The organism is Zoogloea dura (genome assembly GCF_012927165.1).
Lineage (GTDB): Bacteria > Pseudomonadota > Gammaproteobacteria > Burkholderiales > Rhodocyclaceae > Zoogloea > Zoogloea dura.
In genome coordinates this window covers 195,284-206,779 of the sequence record NZ_JABBGA010000003.1, presented here as the reverse complement: position 1 = coordinate 206,779, position 11,496 = coordinate 195,284, and the positions used below count along the sequence as shown (strand labels likewise).

Annotated in this window: 11 protein-coding genes; 9 read left to right on the top strand and 2 right to left on the bottom strand. The window is 64.2% G+C overall.

Features of this window, described 5'->3' with window-relative positions; translation table 11 throughout:
- Window positions 1-190 precede the first annotated feature (190 nt).
- Window positions 191-1,297: a DNA polymerase III subunit beta gene (gene dnaN / locus HHL15_RS05470; protein ID WP_169144821.1), complete on the bottom strand. Its 1,107-nt coding sequence runs from the start codon at window positions 1,295-1,297 to the stop codon at window positions 191-193.
- A gap of 80 nt (window positions 1,298-1,377) precedes the next feature.
- Complete coding sequence (dnaA, locus tag HHL15_RS05465; RefSeq protein WP_235943241.1) at window positions 1,378-2,772, bottom strand: chromosomal replication initiator protein DnaA; 1,395 nt, start codon at window positions 2,770-2,772, stop codon at window positions 1,378-1,380.
- Window positions 2,773-3,096: 324 nt separating this feature from the next.
- Between dnaA and rpmH the strand changes: the two genes are divergently transcribed.
- From rpmH to rsmB, 9 genes are all read left to right on the top strand, one after another.
- Complete coding sequence (rpmH, locus tag HHL15_RS05460) at window positions 3,097-3,231, top strand: 50S ribosomal protein L34 (protein ID WP_079434516.1); 135 nt, start codon at window positions 3,097-3,099, stop codon at window positions 3,229-3,231.
- A gap of 85 nt (window positions 3,232-3,316) precedes the next feature.
- Window positions 3,317-3,682 (top strand): ribonuclease P protein component, encoded by a 366-nt coding sequence (gene rnpA, locus HHL15_RS05455; RefSeq protein WP_206198608.1) that lies wholly within the window; start codon window positions 3,317-3,319, stop codon window positions 3,680-3,682.
- A 17-nt stretch (window positions 3,683-3,699) separates the two neighbouring features.
- Window positions 3,700-3,894, top strand: a complete 195-nt coding sequence (gene yidD / locus HHL15_RS05450) for a membrane protein insertion efficiency factor YidD (RefSeq protein WP_206198621.1) — start codon at window positions 3,700-3,702, stop codon at window positions 3,892-3,894.
- 63 nt (window positions 3,895-3,957) lie between these two features.
- Window positions 3,958-5,598, top strand: a complete 1,641-nt coding sequence (gene yidC, locus HHL15_RS05445) for a membrane protein insertase YidC (RefSeq protein ID WP_169144818.1) — start codon at window positions 3,958-3,960, stop codon at window positions 5,596-5,598.
- A complete protein-coding gene (mnmE, locus tag HHL15_RS05440; RefSeq protein ID WP_169144817.1) occupies window positions 5,579-6,925 on the top strand; it encodes a tRNA uridine-5-carboxymethylaminomethyl(34) synthesis GTPase MnmE in 1,347 nt (448 codons plus the stop codon). The genes yidC and mnmE overlap by 20 nt, the downstream gene beginning before the upstream one ends.
- A 213-nt stretch (window positions 6,926-7,138) precedes the next feature.
- Window positions 7,139-8,350: an alanine transaminase gene (alaC, locus tag HHL15_RS05435; protein ID WP_169144816.1), complete on the top strand. Its 1,212-nt coding sequence runs from the start codon at window positions 7,139-7,141 to the stop codon at window positions 8,348-8,350.
- A gap of 104 nt (window positions 8,351-8,454) precedes the next feature.
- A complete protein-coding gene (locus HHL15_RS05430; protein ID WP_169144815.1) occupies window positions 8,455-9,216 on the top strand; it encodes a methyltransferase domain-containing protein in 762 nt (253 codons plus the stop codon).
- Window positions 9,217-9,308: 92 nt separating this feature from the next.
- Entirely contained in the window at window positions 9,309-10,166 is an 858-nt protein-coding gene (locus tag HHL15_RS05425; RefSeq protein WP_169144814.1) for a spermine/spermidine synthase domain-containing protein, read from the top strand.
- Between the two features lie 5 nt (window positions 10,167-10,171).
- On the top strand, window positions 10,172-11,482 hold the full coding sequence (gene rsmB, locus HHL15_RS05420; protein WP_169144813.1) for a 16S rRNA (cytosine(967)-C(5))-methyltransferase RsmB: 1,311 nt from the start codon (window positions 10,172-10,174) through the stop codon (window positions 11,480-11,482).
- Window positions 11,483-11,496: the final 14 nt, after the last annotated feature.

Genomic DNA, 11,496 nt, shown 5'->3' with positions numbered 1-11,496 from the left:
CGGTTCTGCTTGGTTGTTCTGCTTGGGCCGTAGGCCCAGCGGGTCATTGATCTTTAAGCGACCCGCTCGAGAGTTCGTGGAGAAAGCGTAGCGAGCAGGCCCGAGGTCGCAGGGAGGAGCGGAGCTGTACTTGAGTACAGCGAGCACCGGAGCTGCGAGATCGGGCCGCGCAGTAGCTTTATCCGCGGACTCAAATGCGCATGGGCATGACTACGTATTTGAAATCTGCATTTTCCGCCAGGCCGAAGAGGGCGCTGGCGTTGCCGTCGTTGAAGCGGATCTCGATCTCGTTGGCGGACAGGTTGGTGAGGACGTCGAGCAGGTAGGTGACGTTGAAGCCGATGTCCAGGCTGTCGCCGCTGTAGTTGACCTCGAGTTCTTCGAGGGCTTCTTCCTGCTCGGCGTTGGTGGAGACGAGCTTGAGGCTGCCTTCGGAGAGCATCAGGCGCACGCCGCGGAATTTCTCGTTGGTGAGAATGGCCGCGCGTTGCAGGGATTGCAGCAGGGCCAGGCGGCTGGCCTTGACCAGCTTGGGGTGGCCCTGGGGAATGACGCGCTCGTAGTCGGGGAACTTGCCGTCGATGAGCTTGGAGATCAGTTCGATGCTGCCGAAGCGGAAGACGATCTGGTTGCCGACCAGGGTGACTTCGAGGGGCTCGTCGGAGTCGGCGAGCTGGCGGGCGAGTTCGACCACGGTCTTGCGCGGCAGGATGACGTCGGTGCGCGGGTAGTCGCCCACCAGCGGGGAGGCGGCGTAGGCGAGGCGGTGACCATCGGTGGCCACCATGCGCAGGGCGTCACCGGCAACGACCAGCAGCAGGCCGTTGAGGTAGTAGCGGATGTCCTGCTGGGCCATGGCGTACTGCACCAGGGCGAGCTGCTTCTTGAAGGCCTTCTGGGTGGTGCGGAAGTTGAGGCCTTCGCCTTCGGGCGGGGCCAGGCGCGGGTAGTCGGCGGCAGGCAGGGTCTGCAGCTGGAAGCGGCTCTTGCCGGCCTTGAGGGTGATGCGCTTGTCGTCGAGGGTCAGGCTGACGTCGGAGGTGTCGGGCAGGGCGCGCAGGATGTCCTGCAGCTTGCGGGCGCCGACGGTGATGGCGAAGTCTTCACTGGCCAGGTCGCCGGTGGTGCTGTTGCGGATCTGGATCTCGATGTCGGTGGCGAGCAGGGTGAGCGCGTCGCCCTTCTTTTCGATCAGGACATTGGAGAGGATCGGCAGGGTGTGGCGTTTTTCGACGATGCCGGACACCGATTGCAGCGGTGCGAGAAGGGCGTCGCGGGGCGCAGTGAAAAGCAGCATTGAGTCAGGTCTCCGTATCGTTTCTTAAAGGGGCAGGCCCGGTGCGGGGGCTTGCCCGGCGATTCTCGGTGCGAAAGGTTTCATCCGCGCAGCACCTGGGTGAGCACGTGCAGGTCGTGGTTGAGCTGGGTGTCCGACAGGCGCAACTCGGCGATGGTTCGGCAGGCGTGCAGCACGGTGGTGTGGTCGCGTCCGCCAAAGGCCTCGCCGATGGCGGGGAGGCTCATGGGGGTGAGGTCCTTGGCGAGGAACATGGCGACCTGGCGCGGCCGGGCGATGACCCGGGTGCGCTTCTTGGAGTGCATGTCGGCGACCTTGATCTTGTAGTAGTCGGCGACTGTCTTTTGTATGAACTCGGCAGTGAGCTGCCGGTTGTGGGCATTGAGGAGGTCCTTGAGAGCCTCCTTGGCCACCTCGAGGGTCACTTCGCGGCCGTGAAAGCGGGCGAAGGCCAGCACCTTCTTGAGGGCGCCCTCGAGCTCGCGCACGTTGGAGCGGAGATTCTTGGCGATCAGGAAGGCGACGTCCTCGTTGAGCTCGATGCGCTCGACCTCGGCCTTCTTCTTGAGGATGGCGACCCGCATCTCGAGCTCCGGCGGCTCGATCTGCACCGTAAGGCCCCAGTCGAAGCGGGAGATCAGGCGGTCTTCGAGGCCCTGCACGTCCTTGGGGTAGGTGTCGCTGGTGATGATGATCTGCTTCTTGGCCTCGGTGAGGGCGTTGAAGGCGTGGAAGAACTCTTCCTGGGTCCGGTTCTTGTTGTTGAAGAACTGGATGTCATCGATGATCAGCACGTCGAGCGAGCGGTAGTAGCGCTTGAAGACGTCGAAGGACTTCTGCTGGTAGGCGCGCACCACGTCGGCGTAGTAGTCCTCGGCATGCACGTAGCGGATGATCTTGCGCGGGTCGGTCTTGAAGACGGTGTTGCCGAGGGCGTGGATCAGGTGGGTCTTGCCGAGGCCGACGCCGCCATAGATGAACAGCGGGTTGTAGGACACCCCGGGGTTCTGGGCCACCTGGATGGCGGCGGCGCGGGCCAGGTCGTTGGCGCGGCCGGTGACCAGGGTGTCGAAGGTGAAGTCCGGGTTGAGGCGGGACTTGTCGTAATTGGCGGACTCCACCGACACCGGGGCTTCGGCGGCGCTGCCACGCAGCACGGCGGGTGCTGCAGGGGCGGCGGACGTCGGGGCCGAAGCTGCCGGGGCCGCGGGTGCAGCGGCAGGCGCGGGGGCACTGGCCGGTGGAGGCGGAGAGGGCCGGCGCAGGCCGCCGGCGGGCGCGAGTCCGACCTCGATCGTGGGCAGGCCGCCAAAGAACTCTTCCCCCAGCTCCTCAATGCGCCGCAGGTAGCGGTCACGCAGCCATTGGCGATGGAAGTTGGAAGGCGCCACGAGACGCAGGCCGACGCCCTCGTCGCCGGGGAGTTCTTCGGCGCGCAGGGGGAGGATCCAGGTCTTGAACTGCTGGGCGGGCAATTCCTGTTCCAGGCAATTCAGGCAATGCGACCAGAATGCAGCGCATTGGGGCGACGATGAGGCTTCGGGCACGATTCAGGGCGGGTGTGGTTCGACGGCGGAGCGCGCGCCGCGTTGCGATGCTTTGCCCCATCAAGAAGGGCTGCCGGGCGCGCGCTGGGAGTCCGGCAAGACCGCCATTGTACCTGCGCGGCAGGGACTTATCCACAGGTCCGCTGCGCCCGGGCTGTGGGGGTGTTGCTTGTTGCTTGTTGAAAGGTGCTTGACAAACAGAGGGTTAACGTATCAAATTGCGCGTTTGACTCAACTTTTCGGGCACGAAAAATGAAACGTACTTACCAACCGTCCGTCGTCCGTCGCAAGCGCACCCACGGCTTCCTGGTTCGCATGGCCACCCGTGGCGGTCGCAAGGTCATCGCCGCTCGCCGCGCCAAGGGCCGTCATCGTCTCGCCGTCTGAGGCCCGTAACGAGGCCGGCCCCGTTGCCGCTTCCGCAGCTGGTGGTATTGATTGCCCTGCTCGGAATGCCGGCGTCAAGGTAAACTTGGCGGACTTCGGCTTCGACGCGTCTCTAAGGCTGCACAAAACGGATGAATTTTCATCCGTTTTTGCTTTTCGGCGTGTCGTTCGCGGGCGTTACTTCGCGCTTCACTACTGCCCCAACGAGGCGGGCAAGCCCCGGCTCGGGCTGGTGGTGGCGAAGAAGCTCGCCAAGCGCGCCGTGCAGCGCAATCTGGTCAAGCGCATCGGCCGTGATGTGTTTCGTCATGCCTGTGCAAGCCTGCCGGCCTATGATCTGGTGTTACGATTATCAGCCAAGGTTGCCGACGTCACGAAACTGACGATGCGCGAGGACATGCACAGCCTGTTCGAGCGCCTGCCCAGGCAGGCCGGTGACACAAGGGGATAGCTGTGAAAGCCTTGGTCATGGCCCTGCTGCGTGTCTATCGTTACGCCGTCAGCCCGATGCTGGGACGCAACTGCCGCTTTGTACCGTCGTGTTCGGAATATGCCCTCGAGGCCGTTGAACGGCATGGAGCCTTCAAGGGCTCCTGGCTGGCGGCCCGCAGGGTGTGTCGATGCCACCCCTTCAGCGGGGGTGGCTACGATCCGGTGCCCTGATCCGTCCGGGCACGAGCACGCAGTTCAACCCTTCCGCTTCAACCCTTCCTGACACTGACTCCGATGGACAACCGTCGCCTCATCCTCCTTCTCGTCTTTTCGTTCTCGCTGGTCATGCTGTGGGACGGCTGGCAGAAGCAAAAACAGCCGCCCGCGCAGGTTGCGTCCCAGGCCGGACCCAATGCAGGTGTACCGACCCCGACCGCGGGCTCGGCTGCTCCAGGTGCGGCTCCGCAGGCTGCGTCAGCCGAGGCCGCTGCAGCAGTGAAAGCCCCCAAGGCGATTATCCGCACCGATGTGCTGGTCGCGGAAGTGTCGGCCCAGGGCGGCGACATCGTCCGGCTCGAACTGACTCACCATAAGGCCACCGAGGACACCAGCCGCAACTATGTGCTCTTCGACAATGGTGAGAAGCACAACTATGCGGCCCAGACCGGCCTGATCGGCAGCGGTCTGCCCAATCACAAGACGCTGTTCTCTCTGGCAACCCAGAGTGTAGAGCTGAAGGATGGCCAGGACGCAGTCACGCTGCGCATGGATGCGCCGCCGACCGCCGATGGCGTGAAGGTGAGCAAGCTGATCACCTTCCATCGCAACAGCTACCAGGCCGAGGTGAGCTACGAGATCACCAACGGCAGCGCTGCTCCGCTGGCGCCGCATGCCTACTTCCAGTTCACCCGTGACGGCAAGCCGGCCGAGCAGCCTGGCGGCTTCGGCGTGCAGACCTTCACCGGCCCCGCCTTCTATACCGAGGCGGACAAGTACCAGAAGGTGTCCTTCGAGGATGTGGCCGCCAAGAAGGCCAAGTTCGTCGCCAAGGCGGCTGATGGCTGGTCTGCGATGGTTCAGCATTACTTCGTGGCGGGCTGGGCGCCTGCTGCGGGTGAGAGGGAGTACTTCGCGAACCAGGTTAGCTCCGATCTGTACTCCGCAGGCGTGATCGTGCCGGTGGCGGCGATCGCCCCGGGTCAGAGCGGCAAGCTGTCGGTGCCGCTGTATGCCGGTCCGCAGGAACAGAGCCGTCTCGAGACTTTCGCCAAGGGCTTCGACCTGGTGGTGGACTACGGCTGGCTGACCATCATCGCGGCGCCCCTGTTCTGGGTGCTGGAGTGGTTCCACAAGCTGACCGGCAACTGGGGCTGGGCCATCATCCTGGTGACCATCGCCCTGAAGGCGCTGTTCTTCCCCTTGTCGGCGGCCAGCTACAAGTCCATGGCCAAGATGAAAACCCTGGCCCCCCGCCTGCAGCGCCTCAAGGAGCAGTACGGCGATGACCGCATGAAAATGCAGCAGGCGATGATGGACCTCTACAAGCGCGAAAAGGTCAATCCGCTTGGTGGTTGTCTGCCCATCCTGATCCAGATCCCGGTGTTCATAGCCCTGTACTGGGTGCTGCTGGGCGTGGTCGAGATGCGCGGTGCGCCCTGGCTGGGCTGGATCCAGGATTTGTCCATCAAGGATCCGTATTACATCCTGCCTCTGATCATGGGTGCCACCAGCTTCATTCAGACCAAGCTGAACCCGGCTCCGCCCGATCCCATCCAGGCCAAGGTGATGATGATGATGCCCATCCTCTTCACCTTCATGTTCCTGTGGTTCCCGGCTGGCCTGGTGCTCTACTGGGTGGTCAATAACACCCTGTCGATCGCTCAGCAATGGCAGATCAACCGGATGATCGCGGCCGGTGGCAAGCCCGCCGAGTGACGTCATAGCGGCGATTGCCACTGCGCCGGGGCGTGGTGGCATCGGCGTGGTCCGGATCTCCGGACCGAATCTCTCCTCGCTCGCGGCGGTATTCTCCGGCCGCGAGCCGCAGGCCCGTCTGGCCCAGTTTGCCCGCTTCCGCGACGCTGCTGGCGCACTCATCGACGAGGGCCTGCTCCTCTGGTTCCCGGCGCCTCATTCCTTCACCGGCGAAGACATCATCGAGTTGCAGGGCCACGGCGGCCCGGTGGTCATGCAGATGCTGCTGGCTCGCTGCCTGGAACTCGGTGCCCGCCTGGCCGAGCCCGGCGAGTTCACCCGTCGTGCCTTTCTCAACGGCAAGCTTGATCTGGCCCAGGCTGAAAGCGTCGCCGATCTCATCGAGGCTTCCACGGCTGCTGCGGCCCGCTCTGCGGTGCGCTCTCTTGCGGGCAGCTTCTCGAAGGAAGTCCAGGGTCTGTGCGAGCGCCTGATCGATCTGCGCATGCTGGTCGAGGCGACCCTGGATTTTCCGGACGAGGACGTGGACTTCCTGATTGAGGCGAAGGCCTTCGAGCGGATCGAGGTGGTGGCGTCCGAGTTGCGCGCCATTCTCGATCGGGCCCGCCAGGGCAGCCTCCTGCGCAATGGCCTCCATGTGGTGCTGGTCGGGCAGCCGAACGTTGGCAAATCCAGCCTGCTCAACCGCTTGGCCGGAGAAGAACGGGCCATCGTCACCGACATTGCCGGGACTACTCGTGATGCCCTGCGCGAGACCATCCAGATCGAAGGCATTCCGCTGCACATTACCGACACGGCCGGTTTGCGGGAAACGACCGACGAGGTCGAGAAGATCGGCATCGCCCGCACCTGGGCCGAGATCGCACGGGCCGACGTGGTGGTGCGCCTCGTGGATGTGCGCGCCGGCCTGACCGAAGCCGATGCGGCCATCGATGCCCGTCTGCCGGCGGGGGTGGAGCGGATCACCGTGTTCAACAAGGTGGACCTGGTGGCCCGTGAGCCTGGGCGGGAGGACGGCGAAGAAGGTGTGCGCCTTTACCTGTCGGCCAAGGCCGGCATGGGTGTCGAGCAGCTCCGCGCGGAACTGCTGCGGGTGGCGGGCTGGCATCGCCATGGGGAGGATGTGATCCTCGCCCGCGAGCGCCACCTGATCGCCCTGCGTGAGGCGCTGGCGCGTGTCGAGGCAGCCCTCGAGGCCCGGCATGCACTCGAGTTGATGGCCGAAGAACTGCGCCTGGCACAGGAGGCGGTGAACGAGATTACCGGGGAGTTCACCCCGGATGATCTGCTGGGCGTCATCTTCTCGCGCTTCTGCATCGGAAAATAGCGAGACTTCCAGAGAGTCTCGGGAACAACCAGAAAACCCGCGTTGCAGCGGGTTTTTCATTTTTCGGGCTTTGCCGGATTGGGGCGTGGCGTCACGTCGGCCGAAAATGGGTCTTGGCAGCTAGCCGGCTTCGGATAGAATCAGTCCGGGCTGCACACTCTGGTGTGGCCGCGTCGCTCGGACGGTTCCGGGCGCTTACGTGAAAGAAACACCATGTCCTCGTCTGCAGGCAAGCGCCGCTTTGCGCGCATCGATCGTCTTCCCCCCTACGTCTTCAACATCACGGCCGAGCTGAAGCTGGCTGCCCGCCGCCGCGGGGAAGATATCATCGACATGAGCATGGGCAACCCCGATGGGGCCACGCCGGAGCACATCGTCGCCAAGCTCACCGAAGTGGCACGACGCCCCGATACCCACGGGTATTCGGCGTCGAAGGGGATTCCCCGGCTGCGTCGGGCGATCTCCCATTGGTACAAGGCACGTTACGACGTCGATGTCGATCCGGACAAGGAGGCGATCGTCACCATCGGCTCCAAGGAAGGCCTCGCCCATCTGATGCTGGCCACGCTGGATCGCGGTGATACGGTGCTGGTGCCCGATCCCAGTTATCCGATCCATATCTATGGTGCGGTGATTGCCGGTGCCGACATCCGCTCGGTACCTCTGGTGCCGGGTGTGGATTTTTTTGCCGAGCTGGAGCGGGCGATCCGCGGCAGCTATCCCAAGCCCAAGATGATGATCCTGGGCTTTCCGTCCAATCCGACTGCGCAGTGCGTCGAGCTCGATTTCTTCGAGCGGGTGATCGCCCTGGCCCGGAAGCACGATATTTTTGTTGTGCATGATCTGGCCTATGCCGATATCGTCTTCGATGGCTGGAAAGCGCCTTCCATCATGCAGGTGCCCGGCGCGAAGGATATTGCGGTGGAGTTCTTCACCCTCAGCAAGAGTTACAACATGGCAGGCTGGCGCATCGGCTTCATGGTTGGCAATCCGGAGCTGGTGGCAGCCCTGGCGCGCATCAAGAGCTATCACGACTACGGCACCTTCACGCCCCTGCAGGTTGCTGCGATCGCGGCGCTGGAGGGAGACCAGCAGTGCGTGAAGGAGATTGCCGCCAAGTACCAGAGCCGTCGCGATGTGCTCGTCAAAGGTTTGCATGAGGCGGGCTGGATGGTCGAGTGTCCCAAGGCGTCGATGTACATCTGGGCCAGGATCCCCGATCAGTACAAGGCGCTGGGCTCCATCGAGTTTGCCCGCCTGATGCTGGACAAGGCCAAGGTTTGTGTCTCGCCAGGCATAGGCTTCGGGGATCATGGCGACGATCACGTGCGCTTTGCATTGATCGAGAATGAGGCCCGCATCCGTCAGGCCATCCGCGGCATCAAGGCGATGTTCAAGGCGGACGGGGTTGCGCCGGCGATCTGATCTTTCGGCGCAATGGTGATCTCCAGCCCGGCTTCGGCCGGGTTTTTCTTTGCCCTTTTCCGGCAGCCTTCGGCGACAATCCGTTCACTGAAACGGAGGACATCATGACTTGGGAGCCAGATCGTTATCTGCGGTATGCCGATGATCGTCTGCGTCCGGCAGTGGATCTGCTGGCGCGAATTCCACTGAGTCATCCCCGGCACATCGTCGATCTGGGATGTGGCGCGGGAAACGTGACGCGTCTGCTGGCAGAGCGTTGGCCGGATGCCGATATCACCGGCCTGGACAGCTCGCCGGAGATGCTCGAGCGCGCTCGATCTGCGTTGCCGAATGCACAGTTCGAGCAGGCCGGTGTGGAGCATTGGGAAGCCGAGGAGGCGCTCGACCTGTTGTTCTCCAACGCTGCCCTGCATTGGGTGGGTGAGCACGAAGCCTTGCTGCCGAGGCTGGTCAATGCCCTGTTTCCCGGCGGAGTGCTGGCGGTGCAGATGCCGGGCAATTTCGAAGCGCCATCCCATCGCTTGATCCGCGAGATGGCAGAGTCGCCGGAGTGGGCCGGTCGCCTGGGTTCCGGGCGCATGGGGGGAATTCTGGCGATGGCTGATTACCACCGCATCCTTGCGCCCCTGTGTACCCGTCTGGGCTTGTGGGAGACCACTTATTGGCAGACGCTGCGCGGGCCATCCCCGGTGCTGGAATGGCTGCGGGGGACCACCCTGGTGCCTTATCTGTCGCCCTTGGATGAGCCGGTGCGCGATGCCTTCCTGCTTGAGTTGGGCGAACGCCTGGAGGTGGCCTATCCGATGGGGGCTGACGGTGTAACCCTGTTTCCTTTTCGTCGGGTGTTCATCGTCGCCCAGCGTTGAGTCGCTCCCGGATGTGTTCCACGTGAAACATGTCCGGGGCGAGAGGCGCTTTGCGGGAGTCTTGCTGTGGCGTTCATGCGGGAGTGTTTCACGTGAAACATCGTTCCGATCTCCGCCTCCCTCTGGGTGATGGCGTCGGATTGATCGCCAAAACCCGGGGGCTGGTCAGGCGGCTGCCAAGTGCCTACCAGCGCATCTCCACTGTGGGTACGCCCGCGTTCGGGCAGCTGTATACCCTGGATGGCGCCGCCATGGCCTGCGACAGGGAAGAGTACGTGGTCCACGAAAGCCTGGTGCATATGGTGGCCCTGGCCCACCCTGCGCCCGTCCGGGCGCTGGTACTCGGCGGGGGTGACGGTGCCAGCGCCCGGGAATTGCTCAAGCATCCGGGGATACGGCAGGTCGTGGTGGCCGAGCTCGATCCGGCCGTGGTGAGCGCCGTGCGCAGGTTCATCCCCGCCCTCCCCCATGGCGCCTTCGAAGACCCCCGCGTCGATCTGCGGATCGGCGATGCTGCGCGAAGCTTGCGTGCTGCCTACCAGGCGGGCGAGCGCTTTGACCTGATCCTCTTTGATCTGACCGAGCCGGATGATCCGGCCTGCGCGCATTTGCATGGCCCCGATTTCCTGAAACTCTGCGCGGAAAGCCTGGCGCCCCATGGGATAATCCAGGTCCAGCTCGGCTCTCCGGCCTTTCAGGCCAGCAAGGTTCGAATGCTGCATGGCCGGCTTGCAAGCCTGTTTTCCGAGCTCCGGCTGGCCCTGCTCCATGCTCCCCTTTATGGCGGACCCTGGCTCGTTGCATCTATCGGCGCCGGGGATGACCCCGCCGAAGCCTGCCTGATGGCCCGCATGGTGGAGCGCGACATCCGCGATCTGCGCTATTACAACCCGGCCGTCCATGCGGCCAGCCGAGCCCTGCCCACTTACATCCACGACCTGCTCGCCTGAGATTCATGTCCCGTCAATCTGCTCCCGTGCCTCGCCTCCCCGAAGACAGCCTTGCCTATGCCCTGCTTACGTCGGCACGTCTCATCGCCGATGTGACTGCCGGAAAAACCCTGACCGAAGCGCTTGCCATCCTATGGAAGAGCCGCCCCGATACTCCTGCTGGGACGCGAGGCGCCATCCTCGACCTGACTTACGGCTGCCTGCGGGACTACGGCCGCCAGGATTTCATCCTCGCCAAGTTGCTGCAGAAGCCCCTGCCGGAGCCGCTGCAGTCCCTGCTGAGGGTGGCGCTCCACCGGCTCGGGGTGCGCGCCGACACCGCGCATACGGTGGTCGACCAGGCAGTGGAAGCCGCGGCGACCGTGCTCGCCGGCAAGTTCAAGGGGGTGGTGAATGGGGTCCTGCGCAATGCCCTGAGGCAGTCGGCAGATCTGGAGCGTGCCGCCGATGCCGACATGGTGGCCGAGTTTCGCCATCCGCCCTGGTGGATCCGTCGCCTGCGCAGCCAGTATCCCGAATCCTGGCGATCGATTTTGGCGGCAGGCAATACCCATCCGCCGATGGCGCTCCGCCTCAACCGGAGGCGCACTGGGCTGCGTGCCACGCTCGAGGCCTTTGCAGCCGCCGACCTGCCTGTGCGGGAGCTCGCCAATGGCGCCTTGCTGCTGGAGCGCCCCGTCCCGGTTACACGGATTCCGGGCTTCGCCGAGGGGCTGTTGAGCGTTCAGGACGCGGGTGCCCAGCACGCTGCACGCCTGCTGGATCTGGCTGACGGGCAGCGGGTGCTGGATGCCTGTGCCGCGCCGGGGGGCAAGGCCGCCCACATCCTGGAGCGCGCAGATGTGTCCCTGCTGGCCCTGGACAGCGACCCGCAGCGGGCTGCTCGGGTGACGGACAACCTGACCCGCCTGGGCCTCGAGGCGGAGGTGCGGACGGCCGATTGCCGCGATTCCGGGCGCTGGTGGGACGGTCGGCCGTTCGACCGGATTCTGGCTGATGTGCCCTGCTCCGCTTCGGGGGTGGTGCGTCGCAATCCGGACATCAAATGGCTGCGCCGCTCCGACGACATCGCCCGCTTTGCCGCCCAGCAGGCCGAGATCCTTGAGGCGCTGTGGCAGGTCCTCGCGCCGGGTGGCAGAATGCTGTATGCCACATGCTCGGTATTTGCCGAGGAAAACCAGGAGCAGATTGCCGGATTTGCGGGCCGTCATGCCGACTGTCGCCAACTGCCCATCGGGGGACAACCCGACTGCCAGTACCTGCCTTGCGCTGAACATGACGGATTCTTCTACGCCCTGCTCGAGAAAGCTGCCTGAGCGCCGCCGTTTCC

Excerpts from the sequence above, each read along its gene's own strand:
- dnaN (WP_169144821.1), bottom strand. The coding sequence starts at position 1,297 with ATGCTGCTTTTCACTGCGCCCCGCGACGCCCTTCTCGCACCGCTGCAA.
- rpmH (WP_079434516.1), top strand. The coding sequence starts at position 3,097 with ATGAAACGTACTTACCAACCGTCCGTCGTCCGTCGCAAGCGCACCCAC.
- yidD (WP_206198621.1), top strand. The coding sequence starts at position 3,700 with ATGGCCCTGCTGCGTGTCTATCGTTACGCCGTCAGCCCGATGCTGGGA.
- yidC (WP_169144818.1), top strand. The coding sequence starts at position 3,958 with ATGGACAACCGTCGCCTCATCCTCCTTCTCGTCTTTTCGTTCTCGCTG.
- alaC (WP_169144816.1), top strand. The coding sequence starts at position 7,139 with ATGTCCTCGTCTGCAGGCAAGCGCCGCTTTGCGCGCATCGATCGTCTT.
- HHL15_RS05430 (WP_169144815.1), top strand. The coding sequence starts at position 8,455 with ATGACTTGGGAGCCAGATCGTTATCTGCGGTATGCCGATGATCGTCTG.
- rsmB (WP_169144813.1), top strand. The coding sequence starts at position 10,172 with ATGTCCCGTCAATCTGCTCCCGTGCCTCGCCTCCCCGAAGACAGCCTT.